This window comes from Methylobacterium sp. PvP105 (assembly GCF_017876975.1).
GTDB lineage: Bacteria > Pseudomonadota > Alphaproteobacteria > Rhizobiales > Beijerinckiaceae > Methylobacterium > Methylobacterium radiotolerans.
The window spans coordinates 4,413,750-4,432,264 of the sequence record NZ_JAGIPA010000001.1 but is presented as its reverse complement, the minus strand read 5'-3'; the positions used below and the strand labels follow the sequence as shown (position 1 = coordinate 4,432,264).

The 18,515-nt window shown below is 70.9% G+C and carries 13 protein-coding genes; 8 read left to right on the top strand and 5 right to left on the bottom strand.

From position 1 onward, the window contains the following. Positions 1–122 precede the first annotated feature (122 nt). The 5 genes from J3A75_RS21815 to J3A75_RS21795 all read left to right on the top strand — a co-directional run bounded on the left by J3A75_RS21815 (position 123) and on the right by J3A75_RS21795 (position 5,604). On the top strand, positions 123–455 hold the full coding sequence (locus tag J3A75_RS21815) for a four-helix bundle copper-binding protein (RefSeq protein WP_063110611.1): 333 nt from the start codon (positions 123–125) through the stop codon (positions 453–455). A 55-nt stretch (positions 456–510) separates the two neighbouring features. Beyond that, positions 511–993, top strand: coding sequence for a DUF305 domain-containing protein (locus J3A75_RS21810; RefSeq protein WP_063110610.1), 483 nt, complete (start codon positions 511–513; stop codon positions 991–993). A 67-nt stretch (positions 994–1,060) separates the two neighbouring features. Then, entirely contained in the window at positions 1,061–3,526 is a 2,466-nt protein-coding gene (locus tag J3A75_RS21805; RefSeq protein ID WP_063110609.1) for a heavy metal translocating P-type ATPase, read from the top strand. Between the two features lie 8 nt (positions 3,527–3,534). Beyond that, positions 3,535–4,269, top strand: a complete 735-nt coding sequence (locus J3A75_RS21800) for a DUF4396 domain-containing protein (protein ID WP_063110608.1) — start codon at positions 3,535–3,537, stop codon at positions 4,267–4,269. A gap of 72 nt (positions 4,270–4,341) precedes the next feature. Then, positions 4,342–5,604 (top strand): multidrug ABC transporter ATPase, encoded by a 1,263-nt coding sequence (locus J3A75_RS21795; RefSeq protein WP_312892709.1) that lies wholly within the window; start codon positions 4,342–4,344, stop codon positions 5,602–5,604. A gap of 445 nt (positions 5,605–6,049) precedes the next feature. Here the strand turns inward: J3A75_RS21795 and J3A75_RS21790 are convergent, their stop codons facing one another. Then, positions 6,050–6,451 carry a MerR family transcriptional regulator gene (locus J3A75_RS21790; RefSeq protein ID WP_063110606.1) on the bottom strand — a complete coding sequence of 134 codons (402 nt, stop codon included), beginning with the start codon at positions 6,449–6,451 and terminating at the stop codon, positions 6,050–6,052. Positions 6,452–6,551: 100 nt separating this feature from the next. On the opposite strand from J3A75_RS21790, the gene J3A75_RS21785 reads away from it, so the two are divergent. From J3A75_RS21785 to J3A75_RS21775, 3 genes are all read left to right on the top strand, one after another. Then, positions 6,552–8,747, top strand: a complete 2,196-nt coding sequence (locus tag J3A75_RS21785; protein ID WP_063110605.1) for a heavy metal translocating P-type ATPase — start codon at positions 6,552–6,554, stop codon at positions 8,745–8,747. Beyond that, entirely contained in the window at positions 8,747–9,262 is a 516-nt protein-coding gene (gene lspA, locus J3A75_RS21780) for a signal peptidase II (protein ID WP_209650741.1), read from the top strand. The genes J3A75_RS21785 and lspA overlap by 1 nt, the downstream gene beginning before the upstream one ends. A gap of 313 nt (positions 9,263–9,575) precedes the next feature. Then, positions 9,576–10,832: a sodium:proton exchanger gene (locus tag J3A75_RS21775; protein ID WP_209650740.1), complete on the top strand. Its 1,257-nt coding sequence runs from the start codon at positions 9,576–9,578 to the stop codon at positions 10,830–10,832. Between the two features lie 18 nt (positions 10,833–10,850). Here the strand turns inward: J3A75_RS21775 and J3A75_RS21770 are convergent, their stop codons facing one another. The 4 genes from J3A75_RS21770 to J3A75_RS21755 all read right to left on the bottom strand — a co-directional run bounded on the left by J3A75_RS21770 (position 10,851) and on the right by J3A75_RS21755 (position 18,507). Further along, entirely contained in the window at positions 10,851–12,134 is a 1,284-nt protein-coding gene (locus tag J3A75_RS21770; protein WP_063110603.1) for a hypothetical protein, read from the bottom strand. Positions 12,135–12,272: 138 nt separating this feature from the next. Beyond that, entirely contained in the window at positions 12,273–13,826 is a 1,554-nt protein-coding gene (locus J3A75_RS21765) for a TolC family outer membrane protein (protein WP_063110602.1), read from the bottom strand. Positions 13,827–14,692: 866 nt separating this feature from the next. Further along, positions 14,693–15,226, bottom strand: a complete 534-nt coding sequence (locus tag J3A75_RS21760; RefSeq protein WP_063110632.1) for a hypothetical protein — start codon at positions 15,224–15,226, stop codon at positions 14,693–14,695. A 32-nt stretch (positions 15,227–15,258) separates the two neighbouring features. Further along, positions 15,259–18,507, bottom strand: a complete 3,249-nt coding sequence (locus tag J3A75_RS21755) for an efflux RND transporter permease subunit (RefSeq protein WP_063110601.1) — start codon at positions 18,505–18,507, stop codon at positions 15,259–15,261. Positions 18,508–18,515: the final 8 nt, after the last annotated feature.

The following is an 18,515-nucleotide window of genomic DNA, read 5'->3' as shown; positions in this document are numbered from 1 at the left end:
TTTATGAACTATTCTCTAATTTGAGAGTTTTATATCCAGGTAATAGCTTCTGATTAAGTTAATACTTAATCAGATCTCTAGCCGTGCCCAAGCCCGCCAACAAAGTCGAGATGGAGACCAGAATGAGCCACGTGTCGAGCGAGATGCAATCCTGCATCGACGAGTGCCTGCGCTGCTACCAGACCTGCCTGGGGATGGCTTCGGCCCACTGCTTGCCGGCCGGCGGCAAGCACATCGAGCCGGGACATTTCCGGCTGATGATGGCCTGTGCGGAGATCTGCCGGACCTCGGCGCACTTCATGCTGATCGGCCTGCCGGAGCACAAGCACACCTGTCGGGCGTGCGCCGAGATCTGCGAGGCATGCGCGAAGAGCTGCGAGCAGGTCGGCGACATGCAGGACTGCGTCGCGCAGTGCCGGGCCTGCGCCGAGAGCTGCCGGAAGATGGCCGCCTGAACCCGACCGGGCGGCCCGGCCGGCCGCCCCCGCAAACCGACCTGAGGAGGCATTCTTGTTCGTTCGCACCCTGACCCTCGCCGCGACCCTGGCGCTCGCCGGCACAGGGGCGGCCTTCGCCGCCGACCACGACCGCGGCTCCATGCAGGAGCCCTCGTTCGAGATGCCCGCGGCCTGCAAGGCGGCGTCGGCCGCCAAGGAGGGCTCGATGAAGGACATGCAGGGTCACATGTCCCAGGCCATGCAGGGCATGGGCGGCCAGATGACCGAGGCGCAGAAGGGCCTGCAGCAGGCCATGATGTCGATGAACGGCCCCATGATGCAGGGAATGATGGCCAAGGACGCCGACGTCGCCTGGATCTGCGCGATGATCCCGCACCACCAGGGCGCCATCGCGATGGCCCAGGTCGGCCTGAGGAACGGCGACAATCCCGAGGCGAAGAAGATCGCCGAGAAGACCATCCAGGAGCAGGAGAAGAGCATCGCCGAGCTCAAGTCCTGGCTCGACAAGAATGCCCAGAAGGAAGGCCGCCAGTAAGCCGCCGGCTGCCGTCGGGTCGCTCAAGGCCCGGCGGCGCCTCCTCGGCCATGCGGAAGGAGCGGTCATGAACGACGCGCCACAGGGACACCACCCCGCTTCGGGAGGCCACGCCTGCGCGGGCGGCCACGGCCATGCCGGTCACGGTCACGGTCACGGGCACGCTCATAGCCATGCGCACGGCGACCAGGCCGGCATCGCGGCGAACGACGCGGGTGCCTACCGTGTGAAGGACCCGGTCTGCGGGATGATGGTCGACCCGCATACGACGAAGCACCGGGCAGAGCACGGCGGCCACCCGTACTACTTCTGCTCGAACGGCTGCCGGACCAAGTTCGAGGCCGACCCGGTCCGCTACGTCGACCCCGGCCAAGCCGCGACGAAGGCCGACCCGGTGCCCGAGGGCACGATCTACACCTGCCCGATGCACCCGGAGGTTCGGCAGGTCGGCCCCGGGGCATGCCCGATCTGCGGCATGGCCCTGGAGCCGGCGATGGTCGGCGCCGACGAAGGCCCGAGCGAGGAGCTCGTCGACATGACCCGGCGGTTCTGGGTCGGGCTCGTCCTGACCCTGCCGGTGTTCGCGCTGGAAATGGGAGGCCACCTGTTCGGCCTCACCGAGCGCCTCGGCCAGCAGACTTCCAACTGGATCCAGTTCGCGCTGGCGACCCCGGTCGTGCTCTGGGCCGGTTGGCCGTTCTTCGAACGGGGCTACCGCTCCGTGGTCTCGCGCAACCTGAACATGTTCACCCTGGTCGCCCTCGGGACGGGGGTGGCCTGGGCCTACAGCGTGGTCGCGACGTTCGCGCCCGGGCTCTTCCCGGAGGCGCTGCGCGGGCACGGCGGGGCGGTGCCGGCCTATTTCGAGGCGGCCGCGGTCATCACCGTGCTGGTGCTGCTCGGGCAGGTGCTGGAACTGCGCGCCCGCGAGAGCACCGGTGGCGCGCTCCACGCGCTGCTCGATCTCGCGCCGAAGACGGCCCGGCGCATCCACCCCGACGGTACGGACGAGGAGGTGCAGCTCGACGCCATCGGCGTCGGCGACCGTCTGCGCGTGCGCCCCGGCGAGAAGGTGCCGGTCGACGGCGCCGTCGTGGAGGGCCGCAGTTCGGTCGACGAGAGCCTGGTGACGGGGGAATCCATGCCCGTCGGCAAGGAGGTCGGCGCCAGCGTCATCGGCGGCAGCCTCAACCAGTCCGGCTCGCTCGTGGTCGAGGCGACCAAGGTCGGGCGCGACACCATGCTGGCCCGTATCGTCCAAATGGTGGCCGAGGCGCAGCGCTCGCGCGCGCCCATCCAGCGCCTCGCCGACCAGGTCGCCGGCTGGTTCGTGCCGGCGGTCATCGGCGTGGCGGTGCTCGCCTTCGTCGCCTGGATGGCGTTCGGGCCGGAGCCGCGCTTCACGTTCGCGCTGCTTGCGGCGGTCGCGGTGCTCATCATCGCATGCCCCTGCGCGCTCGGCCTCGCCACGCCGATGTCGATCATGGTCGGGGTCGGCCGCGGCGCCCAGGCCGGGGTGCTGGTCAAGAGCGCCGAGGCCCTGGAGCGCATGGAGCGGGTCACCACGCTGGTGGTCGACAAGACAGGGACGCTGACGGAGGGCAAGCCGGCGGTGACGCGGGTCGTGGCGGCGGCCGGCTTCGACGAGGCTACAGTGCTGCGCCTCTCGGCGAGCGTCGAGCGGGCGAGCGAGCACCCGCTCGCCCTGGCCATCGTGGCGGCCGCCGGGAAGCGCGGGATCGCGGCCTCCCCCGTCGAGGATTTCGACAGCCCGACCGGCAAGGGCGCGCTCGGCACCGTCGAGGGGCGGCGCGTGGCCCTCGGCAACGCCACCTTCCTGCGCGAGCAGGGCGTCGATGTCTCGGCTCACGCGGCCGAGGCCGACGAGCTCCGGCGCGATGGCGCCACGGCGATCTTCGCGGGCGTCGACGGGCGCGTGGCCGGCGTCATCGCCATCGCCGACCCCGTCAAGGCGACGACGCCCGAGGCGCTCGCCGCGCTTCGGGCCGAGGGCATCCGGGTCGTGATGCTGACCGGGGACAACCGCACGACCGCCGATGCCGTGGCGCGCCGGCTCGGCATCGAGGAGGTCGAGGCCGAGGTGCTGCCCGATCAGAAGGCCGCCGTGGTCGAGCGCCACAAGGCCGCCGGTCAGGTCGTCGCGATGGCCGGAGACGGCGTGAACGACGCTCCCGCGCTCGCCGCGGCGGACGTCGGCATCGCCATGGGCACGGGCACGGACGTGGCCATCGAGAGCGCCGGCCTGACGCTGCTCAAGGGCGACCTCGTCGGCATCGTGCGGGCCCGGCGCCTGTCGCAGGCGGTGATGGGCAACATCCGCCAGAACCTGTTCTTCGCCTTCATCTACAACGCCGCCGGCGTGCCGGTGGCGGCGGGCATCCTCTACCCGTTCCTCGGTATCCTGCTCTCGCCGGTTATCGCGGCCGCGGCGATGGCGCTGTCCTCGGTCAGCGTGATCGGCAACGCCCTGCGCCTGCGGGCGACGAAGCTCGATCCCTCGTCCGCCCGCTAGGAGCCTCCATGTTCCCGACCTGGCTCCACGCCCTCGCCGTCGCGTCCCTGCTGCTGGGGGCCGCGTGCGCCGTCCTGCTGTCGGTGCAGGTCATCCGCCACCCGCAGCACATGACCGTGATGAACGTGGTCTGGCCGGTCAGCGCCCTATTCGGCACGGTGGCCGTGGTCTGGGCGTACTTCCGATACGGGCGCCTCGCCACGATGGAGTCGCACCACCTCGCCAAGGAGCGGGGCGAGGAGCCGCCGAACATGACCGGCACGCCGTTCCCGGTGATGGTCGGCAAGGGCGCTCTCCACTGCGGCAGCGGCTGCATGCTGGGCGACGTCGCCGCCGAGTGGCTCGCCTTCCTGGTGCCGGCCGTGGCGGTCTGGTTCGGCTGGCACTCGCTGTTCGAGGAGAAGATGTACGCGGTCTGGGTGCTGGACTTCGTCTTCGCCTACGCGCTCGGCATCGTGTTCCAGTATTACGCCATCGTGCCGATGCGGGGGCTCTCCCCCGGCGAGGGACTCGTGGCGGCCGTGAAGGCGGACACCGCCTCGCTGATCGCGTGGCAGGTCGGTATGTACGGGTTCATGGCCTTCGCGCAGTTCTACCTGTTCCCGCACCTGACGGGTCAGCGGGCGCCGGTGAACTCGGTCGAGTTCTGGGCCGCCATGCAGCTCGCCATGGTCACGGGATTTCTGACGAGCTACCCGGTGAACTGGTGGCTCGTCGGCACCGGCATCAAGGAACGCATGTAGGCCGGCACGCCCTCCCATCCGGCTTGATTGCGCGGCGGGACCTGTTCCGCCTGCATCCACCTTCCCGTCGCGGTGCCATCGTTGTTCACGCCCATCGTCGTCCACAACCTGATCCACCGTGTCGCCGGCCTCGACGGACCCCACGGCCATTGGTGGATGGAGCTCGTGTCGCTCTTTGTCCTCGTCTTGGCGCCGGCCTGGACGGGGTGGATGGCGCTGCGCCTCGCCTGGCGCACGCTGCGCGAACGGCGCCGGCGCGGCGCGGGAAGTCCGGAAGAGTGGCGCCTTGAGCGCTACGTCCTGTGGGCGACGCTGCGCCCGCAGTTGCGGCTGCTGCTGCTCTCGCTCCTGACGCTGCCGGCCGCGTGGCTCCTCCTGGAAATCCCCAAGCACATCATCAACCACGCCCTCTCGGACGCGGAGGGCGACGGCCATCCCGGGATGGCCTTCCTCGGGCTCGAACTGGGACGTGTCGAACTCCTGTTCGCGTTGTGCGCGAGCTACCTCGCCGTGCTGACGCTGGGCGGCCTCGCCAAGTACGCGGTCAACCGGACGCGCGGCGGCCTCAACGAGCGCCTCGTGCGCCGGTTGCGCCTCGCCGTCTTCCGGCGGGCCCGTGGGGAACGGTCGCCCGAGCGCCGCGCCGCGCTGGCCGCCGTCGCCGTGCAGGAGGTCGAGCCGATCGGCTACGCCGGCGCGGGCCTGGTGGCCGTGCCCTTCGTCCAGGGCGGCACGCTCCTGACCAGCGTGGCCTTCCTACTCCTCCAGGATGCCGCCCTGGCGCTGGCCGCGTTGGTGATGCTGCCGGTGCAGCTCACGCTCCTGCCGCGGCTGCAGCGGCGCCTGAACGCCAAGGTGCGTGAGCGGGTGCACGCGACCCGGACGCTCGGCGGCCTCCTGACCGCGCCTGAAGCCGGGACCGCGGAACATCCTCCGGTCCTCCTCCGGCAGATGCGCCAAGCCGAGGCGCTGGAGCGGGTGCGCGTCGAGATCGCCGATCTGAAGGGCCGGCTCAAGGGCCTCTACAACTATACGGCCAACCTGACGCCGTTCTTCTTCTTCTCGGTCGGCGGCTACCTTGTCATCCAGGGCCGGCTCTCGCTCGGCGCGCTGGTCGCCGCACTCGCGGCCTACAAGGAGATCTCGCCGGCCCTGCGGGAGCTGTTCGACTTCGCGCAGGGCTGGTCGGACGCGCGAGCCCGGTTCGAGGAGGTAACCAGGGCGCTCAGTTTCCCAGGCTCGTCGCGGGGTTGGTCGCGCATTCCTGGCCTAAACACTGGCGTCGCGCAACAATCACAGAGGAATTTCGCCCCCGTACCGATTGCGTCGAAGTAGTCGCTCGGCTTCCGCTTATGCGGGCGTCGCAGATCCCCTCATGCCTAGCCGCGCCTGGACGAGGCGTCGGCTTGGTGGTCGACATCTGCCAGTCCTCGAAATTACTTCGCGGTGGCAGGTCGAACTTACATCTCACCGCAAATCCGCCTCTCGGTTTCAAGGCGGAGCTAGTGCCTAGCGGGCGTCGTGATGGCGAAATCGTGACAAGCCTGCACGTCCGGAAAGGCCGAGCTAGTGATGAAGGAACGCCATTCCTGAGGCCGGAGGAACGCAGGTCGCCGCCGTTGCGTCAGACCGCACGTCCGGACCGCCGCGCGCCGAGTCTAAGTCGCGGCTACGGCCGCTGTTCTCGCCGTAGCGTGCTGCCGGTTCGTGGCAAAGGGGCAGTTCGAGCGCCGTGTGCTGACGGCCTCCCACGTCGCTCGCTGACCTGGGCCTAGATCCCTTACGCGGGCTCACCCAATGGCGACAGGGCCTCGATGATGCGGCAATCCGCGACCGACCCGCAGCCGCACTGGCCGATGACCTCGCGCAGCTCCGAGGCGAGCCGGGTCAGATCGGCCAGCTTGCGCTCCACGTCGGCGAGATGGGCGCGGGCGATGGTGTCGACCTCGCCGCAGGAGCGTTCCCGGTCGTCCGCCAGGGCGAGCAGGTCCCGGATCTGCTCCACGGTAAAGCCCAGGGCGCGACCGCGGCGGATGAAGCTCAGTCGGCGCAGGTGCTCGGGCCCGTAGAGCCGGTAGTTCCCGCTCGACCGCGCCGGCGGGGGCAGCAACCCGACCTTCTCGTACCACCGGACCGTCTCGACACGGGTCTGCGTGGCCTCCGCGAGGCTGCCGATCGTCATGGAAGAGGCGGTCCGCACGGCCTTGACCCTGTAGCGACTACAGGGTGCATCTAGGGGGCCTTCCCAGTCCGGACCAGGAGCCCGGCGAACGGAGCGCACCATGAACCAGGCCGCCGGCGCGGACCGCACATCCTTCCCCACGAACGGACCGCAGGCCCTGCGCTACAGGGTCAAGGGCATGGACTGCCCAACCTGCGCCGGGAAGATCGAGACCGCCGTCTCCCGGCTGCCGGGCGTCGCGGACGTGCGCGTGAACTACGGCAGTCAGGTCCTCGACCTCGCGCTCGACGAGGCCGCGACGCCGAGGACCGAATTGGAGGGGCGGATCGAGCGCCTGGGCTACGGCGTCGCGCCGCTTCCCACGGCCGCGGACCTGGCCTTGGCGCAAGCCTCGGGCGGCGCCCCGCCCGTCGAGACCGCGGAGGAGCCCGAGCCGCCGCTCTGGCGTAGCCGGAAGGCGCTGCTGGGCATCCTGATCGGCGCCCTGTTCGCCGCCGGCTTCTTGGTCGAGCGGATCGCACCGGGCGTGGCGGGCGAGTACGCCTACTGGCCGGGGGCGCTCGTCGGCCTCGCCTACTACGGCCGCCGCGCGGCCGTGGCGGCGTTCGCCGGCACGCCCTTCTCAATCGAGATGCTGATGACGGTCGCGACCGCGGGTGCGCTCGCCATCCACGCCGCCGAGGAGGCCGCCATCGTCGTGCTGCTGTTCACGGTCGGCGAGATGCTGGAGGTCGTGGCGGCGGGCCGGGCGCGGGCCGGCATCAAGGCGCTCGCCGCCCTGGTGCCGAAGATCGCCCGCCTGGTCGACGAGGTCGATGGCACCATCCGCGAGGTGGCAGCCGCGTTGCTGGCCATCGGTCAGGTCGTGATCGTGCGACCGGGCGACCGCGTGCCCGCCGACGGGGTGATCACCGACGGCGCGTCGAGCCTCGACGAGTCCCCCATCACAGGCGAGTCGGTCCCGAAGCCCAAGGAGGTCGGCGACCATGTCTACGCCGGCAGCGTCAACGCCGATGGCGCGCTCCAGGTTCGGGTCACCAAGACGGCGGCCGACAACACGGTCGCCCGCATCCTGCACCTCGTCGAGGAAGCGCAGGCGTCGAAGTCGCCCACGGCGCGCTTCATCGACCGGTTCAGCGCGGTCTACACGCCCATCGCGTTCGCGTTCGCGGCCGCGGTCGCGGTCGTGCCGCCGCTGCTGGGCGCCGACTGGGGCACCTGGATCTACCGGGGCCTGGCGCTCCTCCTCATCGCCTGCCCCTGCGCGCTGGTGCTCTCGACCCCGGCGGCCATCGCCTCGGGACTGGCCGCCGGAGCGCGGCGCGGGCTGCTCGTGAAGGGCGGCGCCGCACTGGAGGTCATCGGGCGGGTGCGCACGGTCGCGTTCGACAAGACCGGGACGCTGACCGCTGGACGGCCGCGGGTCTCGGACATCCTGGCCTTCGCACCGGACGCGTCGGAGCGCTCGCTTCTCGGGTTGGCCGCCGCGGTCGAGAGTGGAAGCAGCCATCCCATCGCCCTGGCCATCCTCGACCGAGCGAGCGCGGACGGGGTGCCGCTGCGCCCGGCGCGGGACGCACGCGCCATCCCCGGCAAGGCGGTGTCGGCCACGGTGATGGGTCAGACGGTGCTCGTCGCCTCCCCGCGCCACGCCGCCGAGCGTGCGCAGCTCACTTCCGAGGCCGAGCGCGCGGTCGCGGACCTGGAAGCCGGCGGCAAGACAGTGGTCATCGTCGTCCGCGGCGCCGAGGCCTTGGGCGCCATCGCGGTCCGGGACGAGCCCCGCGCCGACGCGGCGGCAGGCATCTCGGCCCTGCGGAAGCTCGGCGTCCGCAGCGTGATGCTGACCGGCGACAACCGGCGCACGGGCGAGGCGGTCGCGTCCGAACTCGGGCTCGACGTGAAGGCCGAGCTCCTGCCTCAGGATAAGCTCGCCGAGATCGCGGCCCTGAAGGCGGCAGCTCCGGTGGCGATGGTCGGCGACGGCATCAACGACGCGCCGGCGCTCGCCGCCGCCAGCGTCGGCATCGCGATGGGCGGCGGCACCGACGCGGCCCTGGAAACGGCGGACGCGGCGGTGCTGAACGACCGGGTGGGCGACGTGGCCGCGCTGGTCTCCCTCTCTCGGGCGACCCTGGGCAACATCCGGCAGAACGTCGCGATCGCCCTCGGCCTGAAGGCCGTGTTCCTGGTGACGACCATCGCAGGCGTCACCGGCCTCTGGCCGGCCATCCTTGCCGACACCGGCGCGACCGTCCTGGTGACGGCCAACGCGCTCCGTCTCCTGAGGGCCTGATGATCTCCTGGTCAGGGTGGGCCAGCCGGGCCGCGACCGTGGCCGGGGTGGCGGTGGTCGCCGCGGCCATCGACCTCGGCGCGAAGGCGGCGGCCGAGGCGTGGCTGGAGGAAGGCGCCGTCAGGGGAGCGCTGCCCTTCGTCGACCTGAGCCTGTCGTTCAACCACGGCATCAGCTTCAGCCTGTTCCCGGCGCACGACCCGTCCTCCCTGGCGCTGCTCCTCGCCATCCAGGGCACGCTCACCTGCCTCGTGGCCGGCTGGGCCCTGGCCGCGGGCGGCGGGCTCGAACGCCTCGGGCTCGCCGCGATAGCGGGCGGGGCCGCCGGCAACTTCGTCGACCGGCTCATGGACGGCGTCGTCACGGACTACCTCGACCTGCACACCGGCGGCATCCGCTGGTTCACCTTCAACTTGGCGGACGTCTGGATCTCGGCGGGCGTGGTGCTGCTGCTCCTCGACGGATTCCTCGTGTCCGATCGGCGGCGCGCCGCCGCCGAGGGGGAGATTTCGTGAGGGCTCGAGCCGGCGGTCGCCGCCCTGCGGACCGGGTGCGTCCTCGGCTCACGCCAGCCGTTCGGCGCGGCCGCACCGTCCCTGTCGGAGAGCCGAACGGAGTACCCTCCAATCGGCCGATCACGCACCTCGGGTGAGCGCCGCCAGCGTGATAGGGGCGGGATTGGTCGCGGCCGCCAGACACATCGGGTAGGGCGCCCGGCGAGGTTCGGTCACCCCGCCGCGGCCGTGGGCCCGCCCGACGGCGGCGCCCGCCGACGGAGACCGCCCGCGCCCGGCTGCCACGGCCCGTGAGTGTGACGAGGAGGGACGAGTGGGACACTTCCTGATGCTGGTCGCCCTCGCGGTCGCGGCGGCGACGCCGGCCCTTACCTTGCGGCTGACCGGCCTGCAGGTCGGGCCCATCGGCGAGACGGCGGCCTTCGGGGCCGCCATTCTCGCGGCGGGCTTCCTGCTGTCCTGGGGGGCGGAAGCCGCCGAGCGGCACGTCTCGCAGGGGCTGATCATCGCCGTCGTCGCCCTCGTGACCGTGCTGCCCGAATATGCGGTCGACCTCTACTACGCCTACCAGGCCGGCAAGGTGGGGCCGGGCTCGCAGTACGTGCACTACGCCGCCGCCAACATGACGGGGGCCAACCGGCTGCTCGTCGGCTTGGCCTGGCCGCTCCTGGTCGCCATCCATTGGGCGCGGGGCGGTGGCCGCGCGGTGGAGTTGACCCGAGCCAACGCGGTCGAGGTCGCCTTCCTGCTCCTGGCGAGCCTGTACGCCTTCGTCATCGTGCTCAAGGACGGCATCGGGCCGCTCGATTTCGTGGTCCTGGCGGCGTTCTTCGGCGCCTACGTCTGGCGCACCCGCAGCGCGCCTGAGGACGAAAATGAGGATGAGGATGAGGAGCCCGGCCCTGCCGCCGCCCTGAACGCGTTGCCCGTGGCAAGGCGGTGGGCCGCGACGGCGGCCCTGACGTTGGTCGCCTGCGGGATCATCCTGATCTCGGCCGAGCCGTTCGCCGAGGCGTTGGTCGGCGCCGGCCGGGTCCTCGGCCTCGACGAGTTCCTCCTCATCCAGTGGCTCGCGCCGCTGGCGAGCGAAGCCCCGGCCATGACCGTCGCGGTCCTGTTCGTGCTGGCGGGCCGGGCCGCCAACGGTCTCGGCACCCTCGTCAGCGACAAGATCAGCCAGTGGACGCTACTGGTCGGCATGCTGCCGCTCGCGATGAGCGTCGGCGCGGGCTCGCTGGCGAACCTGCCGCTCGACGCCCGCCAGGTGGAGGAGTTCTTCCTGACCGCCGCGCAATCGCTGTTCGCGTTAGGCCTGCTGCTGCGGCTACGTCTCGACCTCCTCTCGGCATTCGCCCTGGCCAGCCTCTTCGGCCTGCAGGTGGTGCTGGCCTTCGCCTACCGGGACGACGCGGCGCGCACGGTGGCGACGCTGGCCGCGCTCGCATGGATCTATCTCGGGCTCGCCGCCATCCTGTTCCTCGTGAACCGCCGCCACCTCGTCGACCTCCTGCGCGTCGCCTTCCTGCCGCCCGCGGCGGGCGCCCCGGGCCGGCCGGAGCGGCCGGATTGAACGCTTGGCCGCTCGGGCCTACCGGGGTGCAGGGTCGGGCGGAGCGGGGCGGAGCGCCGTCGTGACCTCCTCGAAGCGGGCGTTCGCGTCGGACCAGCTCTGGACAAAATCGAACACCTCGCGCATCGCCGGCGCGATCTCCCTGTAGGCCGCCAGCGCGGCGACGAGCGCGCCGAGCGAGAGGCGCTCCTGCACGACCAGGTAGCCGCCGATCGCGAAGAAGAAGAACGGCGTCAGGTTGGAGGTGTAGTTGTACAAGCCTTTGAGGCGGCCCTTGAGGTCGTTGATCTCGACGCGCACGCGCTCAAGGTCCTCGGCCAAGCGCATCTGCCGCGGCCGGGCCGGCGTCGGTGCGGGCCGGTCGCGTGGCGGCGTGGCCTCCCGACCGGCCGGCGCCGCGGTCAGGAGACCTCCCAAGGCCCGCGTCGCGTGAACCCGCTCGCGCACCTTCGCGTTCAGGCGCCGCTGCAGGGGCGGCAGCAGCGTGAGCTGGACCGGCAGCATCATCAGCGCCGCCAACGCGAGGGCGGCGTTCTGGAGGAGCAGGAAGACGATGCTGGTCGCGAGCGTTCCGCCCTGCACGAGCGGCACGACAACGAGGCTCCCGCCGAAATAGCCGATCGGCTCGACTTCCTGCATGGCCACAGCCGCCAGCGCGGCCCGTCGATCGGGCGAGGGCTCGTCGCGCGCGCGACGGAGGATGGCGAGGCGCAGGCGGCGCACGAGACGCTCGTTGACGCGGCCGCGCGACCGGTTGACCGCATACTTCGAGAGCCCGCCGAGCGTGAGCACGGCCAGATAGCTCCCGCACAGGGCGAACAGTAGCTCCACCTGGCTCAGGGTGAAGCCGAGGACCACCATCTCCGGATGCCCATCCCCATCAGCGTCGGTGATGGCGCGATTGATGATGTGCTTGGGGATTTCGAGGAGGAGCCACGCCGCGGGCAGCGTCAGCAGCGAGAGCAGCACGAGACGCAGCTGGAAGCGCAGCGTCGCACGGACGACGAAACGCTCCAGGCGCCAGCCATAGGTGCCCTCGCGGGCGCCGCCCGAAGACGGCACCGATCCGGTCCGGGGCTGGCGCGACGGAACGGCAACCGGGTGGACCCGTCGACGTCCTCCCGGCTCCAGCCATCGCAGGCCGAGCCGGACCAGCAGCCATACTGTCCAGGCCGGCGCGACCACGAAGGCGAGCAGGGCCAGGAGGTCGACCCACCAGCGGCTGTGGGGGTAATCGACCCCCGTCATCCGATGGGCCAAGGCATGAATCAGGGAGGGCGTGACCAAGAAGGGCTCCGACATGGTGTCCGGCCCTCTCTCGTGAGGGCCTCTGGGCTTCCGGCGCCGTTCCGTGTCGGCGGCAGGGTTGGAAGCAGGGTTGGCGCAGGGTGGCCGGGCCGCGGGCGATCCGGGGGGAGGAAGGGGGACCCGGACTGGGCGTCAGCGGCCGTCGGGCGTGCGCAGGCCCGCCCAGAGGTTCTCGACCTGGTCGTAATGGGCCTTGGCGCCGTAGGGGGCCACGGGCAGCTCCGCGAAGCGCGCGGTGAGGCGGCCGAGCGCCTGGACCAGGCCGTAGGAGAACACGACGCGGTCGCGCTGCGCCACGACCAGGCCCACCCGGGCGTTGAGCAGTTCCTGTTGGGCGTTCAGGACATCGAGGGTGGTGCGCTGGCCGGCCCGCGCCTCGTCCCGCACGCCGGCCAGCGCCACCTCGTTGGCCTGGACCTGGGCTTGTGAGGCGGCGACCTGCGCCTTCGAGGCCTCAAGCTGTGCCCAGGCTGCGACGATGCCGGCGCGGACCGCGTCGCGCACCTGCTCCGCCTCGATGCGCAGCTGCCCGGCCTGCTCCTTGGCCCGCCGGACCTGGGCGTAGACCTGCCCGCCCTCGTAGACGGGAACCGTCACCTGCCCGGTGATCCCGGCCGCGAGGACATCGTCCCCCGGCTCCTCCTCGTCGCGGCGCCTCTGCACGACGCCGGAGGCGCCGGCCCGAGGGTAGAGCCTCCCCTCGAAAACCTTCGCCTGCGCCTCCGCGGCATCGACCGCGTGGAGCGCGGAGAGGATCCGTGGATGTTCGGCCAGCCCTATGCCGAGCGCGAGTTCGAGACGTGGCGGGACCAGGCGGTCGAGCGGGCGTCCGGGGGCAAGCCGGTGCGGGTCCACGCCGATGACTTGGCGGAAGACGCCTGTGCGGGCACGGAGCTGCGCCTCCGCCGCGCTCAGCTGCGAGCGGGCTCCGGCCAAGCGGGCGTCGGCCTGCGCGGCATCCGTCCGGGTCAACTCGCCGAGCCTGAAGCGCAGGCTCGTCTGGCGGCGCTGCTCCTCCAGAACCGCGATGTTGTTGCGGTTGAGCTCTACGGTCGCGGTGTCGCGCAGGACATCCATGTAGGCCTGCGCGGCATTGAACAGGATCGTGTTCTCGGCGGAGCGCAAAACCTCGCGCTGTTCGAGCACGTTCGATTCCGCACGACGGGTGTCGTTGTCCGTCTGGAAGCCGTTGAAGAGGGTCTGTTCGACGGTCAGCCCCGCACCTCGCGGGAACGAGGTGCGCGCCAAGCGCTCGCCACCTGAGGCCCCCTGCACGTTTTGTACCCCGATGTCCGCGTCCGCGGCGACGGTCGGGCGGTAGCCGGCCCGCGCCATCGCGACCTCCTCGTCCGTCGCCCGCAAGCCCGCCCGCGTCGCGTTCAGCTCCGGGTTCGCGCGGTAGGCGCGCCCCAGCGAGCCCTCCAGCGTCTCGGCCCGTGGGCTGCCGGCCGCGGCCGCGAGTGCCGCGAGCGCTACCGCGAGGGCGCGCCGACCGAGCCGACATGGCCCGAGCCTCGCTCCGGGCGGGCAGACCGCTTTCGGGGTGTCCGACGGCTGTCGGCTTCCTCGCACTGAGGGGCCCGAGACGTTCGCCGAAGGGCGTGATCGGGCTGGCCGGAGGCCGTCGGCTCCCGGGCCGACAGTCGGCCGTGCGGGGTTGGTCAAGGGGGGACTGGGAACGCGCATCGCTCCACCTGATCTCGTAGGCGGTTCCGACCTGCGGCTCCGTCACGGCGACGGGCCACGCGCTCACGCGAGGCAAGCGCACTCACATCCGGGTCACGGGACGGGGCTCTTCGACCCGGGGCGCCGCCGCGGCTCGCGGCAGCCGAGCGGTCAGGCGCGTGGCGGCTCGTGGGGCGGGTCGGCCTTCCGGGACCGGAAGCCGTCGCCGGAAATCGGAAATTCCAGGGCCCGCGCGACGCGCGCGGGCACCGCAAGGCCGCAGTCGGGCCGAATGGCCGAATGGCAGGGGCAGCAACCGTTGCACCGGGCCGATCCAGGGCGCCCTCGGTCCGAGCGGTCGTCCGCGGCCGACACGGTCGCATTCGTCTCGAACAGGGACGACGTGCCGAGCCCATTCCCGTGGTCCGGCCCGACCCGGGGCGATGCCAGGGCCGGGTTCACGAGGGCTATGATCAGGGCAAAGGCGAGCAGGCACGCCAACGCACGGCGCCAGGCGCCGTCGGTACCCCGGTCCCGAGACCGCCGAAGCCCGATCAGGGACGCGGCCAAGGACCGAGGCGTTCCGGCAAGCGTGGAACTGGCCAAGGCGGCCGGTGCCGACGGACCGCCCGGTGCAGGCTGCAGGCGCGCGATGCATCCCCCGCTTTCGAGCACGCCGGCCCTGGCCGTCCGGCCCCGCACGCGGCTCCTCTTGGCAGGGGGCTTCATCCCGGCCTCGTCGCTTCGCCCCGCCGTGCCGTACCGAAACGCCGCGAGGTCAATGCCGGCCATGCTCGTCGTCCGGGCGCCATCGAACGGGCTTCCGACTTCGAGTGATCCGCGCCCGCGCATGCCGTACCGGTCGGGATGTGCACCGGGGAGCCTCATCAGGGGACGTCGACACCGATCAGTTCGGCGACATGCACGCCGGCCGGGTGTCCGGTCGCGTCGCGATGGGCCGCCGAGCAGGCTGTGTAGCCGGGGCCGAATGCGGTCATGACGAGTTCGCGCCGCCCATCCGTGACCTCGCGGCTGGCCAGGAGCGCTCGGCCGCCCGGCCAGAGCTCGGAATCGGCCATCGGCCCCGGTGCGGGCTCGCCATAGCGGCGCACGCCTTCGTCGTGGATGGCGCGCCGCGTCCTCGCCAGGGCCTCGCCCGACATCGGCAGGCCGACCCAGACCACTTGTTGCAGCCCTTCGTCCCGGCAGACGACGAGGACCACCTCCGCGGTGCCCGCCCCGAGGGCCGGCGGCCAGCCATGCGGATAGTAGAGGGCGGTCAGGTTGGCCTCGCGGTCTACCTTGAGCGGACGCGGCACCGTGTCGACCGGTCCCCAGGACGACCCAAACGGTGCGTCGCCGCCCTCGACCCCCACCGCAGGCGATGCGGGAGTGGTGGCGAAGGTGGACAGGGAGGCAATGGCGGCCGTGATCGCGAGGACGCGCACCGGGGCTACTCCGCCGCCTTGAGGTGTCGCGACACCGCCTCCGTCGGCCGCTTGGCGGCCTTCGGCATCGCGGCTTTGCCGAAGCGGGCGTAGAGCGCCGGCAGCACTATCAGCGTCAGCAGGGTCGCGCTGATCAAGCCGCCGATGACCACGGTTGCGAGCGGCCGCTGGATCTCGGCCCCCGTCTCGGTGGCGATGGCCATCGGCACGAAGCCGAGCGATGCGACGAGCGCCGTCATCGCCACCGGACGCAGGCGGGTCATGGCACCCTCCAGGATGGCCTCGCGCTTCGATCGGCCCTCCGCCACGAGCTGCTTGATGAAGGTCAGCATGACGAGGCCGTTGAGGACCGCCACGCCCGAGAGCGCGATGAACCCGACCGCGGCCGGAACCGAGACCGGCATGCCGCGCAGCCAAAGGGCGAAGATCCCCCCGGTGAGGGCGAGCGGCACCGCGCTGAACACCAGCAGCGCGTCCCGCGGCGAACCCAGGGCCGAGTAAAGCAACAGGAAGATCAGGAAGAAACAGACCGGCACCACGACCGTCAGCCGCCGCTTGGCCGAGGCGAGGTTCTCGAATTGCCCACCCCAGGTCGCGTAGTAGCCCGGCGGAAGCTGGACTTGGCTGCCGACCTTCGCCTGCGCCTCGGCCACGAGCGAGCCGATGTCGCGGCCCCGGACGTTGGCGGTAACCACCACCCGGCGCTTGCCGTTCTCCCGGGAGATCTGGTTCGGTCCCTCGCTCACCGAGAAGGAGGCCACCTGCTTCAGGAGTACGGAAGTCGCGCGCCCGTTCGGGCCCGGCGGCAGCGGCACCGGGATGTTCTCCAAGGCCTCGCGGTCCTCGCGGACCTTGTCGGTTAGGCGCACCACGATGGGAAACCGCCGGTCGCCCTCGAACACGACGCCGGCCTCCCGGCCGCCGATGGCGGCCCCGATGACCTCCTGGATCGCCCCGGTGCTGAGCCCGTATCGTGCGGCCTCGGCCTTGTTGATCTTGATCTCCAGGAACGGGAGGCCCGCCGCCTGCTCGACCTTCACGTCCTCGGCGCCGTCGATGCCGCGGAGCAAGGCGGCCACTTGGTTGGCGGCCTTGAGCATCGGCTCGAACTCGTCGCCGAACACCTTCACGGCGAGGTCGCCGCGGGTCCCGGCCAGGAGTTCGTTGAAGCGCAGCTGGATCGGCTGCGAGAACTCGTAGACGTTGCCGGCGAGCGCGCCGACCGCCTTCTCGATCTGCTCCTGCAACTCGGCCTTGGATAGGCTCGGGTCGGGCCACTCCTCCTGGGCTTTCAGGATGACGAAGGTGTCGGACGAGTTCGGCGGCATCGGGTCGGAGGCGACCTCGGCGGTGCCGGTCTTCGAGAACACGTAGGCGACCTGCGGGAACTTCGAGACCGCCCGCTCGACGTTGAGTTGCATCGTCTGCGACTGGGTCAGCGACGTCGACGGGATCCGGGTGGCATTGAGCGCGATGCTCTTCTCGTCGAGCTGCGGAATGAACTCGGTCCCGAGGCGGGTGAACAGCACGCCGGCCCCGACGAAGAGGAGCAGGGCCCCGCCGACGAAGAGGAATGGCGCCCGGACCGCAGCGCCCAATACCGGCCGGTAGAGGGCTTTGAGGGCGCGGATGATAAGGTTGTCCGTCTCGGTCACCCTGCCGGTGATGACGATGGCGATCAGCGCCGGCACGAAGGTCAGCGACAGCACGAAGGCCGCGACGAGCGCGATGATCACGGTCAGCGCCATCGGCTCGAACATCTTGCCCTCGACCCCCGTGAAGGTCAGGAGCGGGACGTAGACCAGGATGATGATCGCCTGCCCGTAGAGCGACGGCTTTATCATCTCCTCGGCCGATGCCCGCACCGTCTCCAGGCGCTCCTCGGTGTCGAGGGCCCTGCCCAGCCCATGCTGCCGCTCGGCGAGGTGGCGCAGCGCGTTCTCGGTGATGATCACCGCCCCGTCGACGATGAGGCCGAAATCGAGGGCGCCAAGCGACATCAGGTTGGCCGAGATCTTCGCCTCGACCATGCCGGTCATGGTCATCAGCATGGCGACCGGGATGACGAGCGCCGTGATGACGGCCGCCCGGATGTTGCCGAGCAGCAGGAACAGGACGAGGATGACGAGGGCCGCGCCTTCCGACAGGTTCTTCACCACCGTCCTGACCGTGGCCTCGACCAGCACCGTCCGGTTGAGCACCGTCTGGACCTCGACGCCCGGCGGCAGGGACTTGCGGATCTGCCCCATCTTGGCGTCGACGGCGGCCGCGACCGTGCGGCTGTTCTCGCCGATCAGCATCAGGGCGGTGCCGACGACGACCTCCTGCCCGTCCTCGCTGCCCGAGCCCGTGCGCAGGTCGCGCCCGATGCGGACGTCTGCGACGTCCTTGATCCGGACCGGCACGCCGCCACGCGTGGCCACGACCACGTCGGCGATCTCGTCCATGTTCTCAAGGCGACCGGCCGCGCGGACGACGTAGCCCTCGCCGTTGTCCTCCAGGTAGCGGGCGCCCTGGTTGGCGTTGTTCGTCTCCAACGCTCGGGCGACGTCGGAGAAGGACAGGTCGCGTGCGGCGAGTTTCGTCGGGTCGGGCTGGACGTGGTACTGCTTCTCGAAACCGCCGATGCCGTCGACGCCGGCGACGCCCGGGACCGTCTTGATCAGCGGACGGATGATCCAGTCTTGCACCGTGCGCAGGTAGGCGACCTGCTCAAGCTCGGTTCGGAGTGCCTGTCCCTCCGGGGTCAGGTAGCTCCCGTCCGGCTGCCAGCCTGGCTTGCCCGACACCGAGACCTTCCGTTCGGCGGGCTGCGCGTAGTGGATCGACCACATGTAGATCTCGCCCAGGCCGGTCGAGATCGGGCCCATCCGCGGCTCGGCCCCCGGTGGCAGGTCCGCCCTCACCTGAGCGAGACGCTCGGCGACCTGCTGGCGGGCGAAGTAGATGTCGAGCTTCTCCGCGAAAACCGCGGTGACCTGCGAGAAGCCGTTGCGCGAGAGCGAGCGGGTGTATTCCAGGCCCTTAATGCCGGCGAGCGCGGTCTCGACGGGGTAGGTCACCTGCTTCTCGACGTCGACCGGCGAGAGCGACGGCGCCGTCGTATTGATCTGCACCTGGTTGTTGGTGATGTCCGGCACCGCGTCGATGGGCAGCCTCGTCACCGCGTAGCCTCCGAAGCCGGCGGCGAGCAGGGAGAGCAGCAGGACGAGCCAGCGCTGGTGGACCGAGATGGCGAGAATTCGACTGATCATGTCCCGCC

Coding starts and splice junctions, on each gene's coding strand:
- J3A75_RS21815 (WP_063110611.1), top strand. CDS start 123: ATGAGCCACGTGTCGAGCGAGATGCAATCCTGCATCGACGAGTGCCTG.
- J3A75_RS21805 (WP_063110609.1), top strand. CDS start 1,061: ATGAACGACGCGCCACAGGGACACCACCCCGCTTCGGGAGGCCACGCC.
- J3A75_RS21800 (WP_063110608.1), top strand. CDS start 3,535: ATGTTCCCGACCTGGCTCCACGCCCTCGCCGTCGCGTCCCTGCTGCTG.
- J3A75_RS21790 (WP_063110606.1), bottom strand. CDS start 6,451: ATGACGATCGGCAGCCTCGCGGAGGCCACGCAGACCCGTGTCGAGACG.
- J3A75_RS21785 (WP_063110605.1), top strand. CDS start 6,552: ATGAACCAGGCCGCCGGCGCGGACCGCACATCCTTCCCCACGAACGGA.
- lspA (WP_209650741.1), top strand. CDS start 8,747: ATGATCTCCTGGTCAGGGTGGGCCAGCCGGGCCGCGACCGTGGCCGGG.
- J3A75_RS21770 (WP_063110603.1), bottom strand. CDS start 12,134: ATGTCGGAGCCCTTCTTGGTCACGCCCTCCCTGATTCATGCCTTGGCC.
- J3A75_RS21765 (WP_063110602.1), bottom strand. CDS start 13,826: ATGCGCGTTCCCAGTCCCCCCTTGACCAACCCCGCACGGCCGACTGTC.
- J3A75_RS21755 (WP_063110601.1), bottom strand. CDS start 18,507: ATGATCAGTCGAATTCTCGCCATCTCGGTCCACCAGCGCTGGCTCGTC.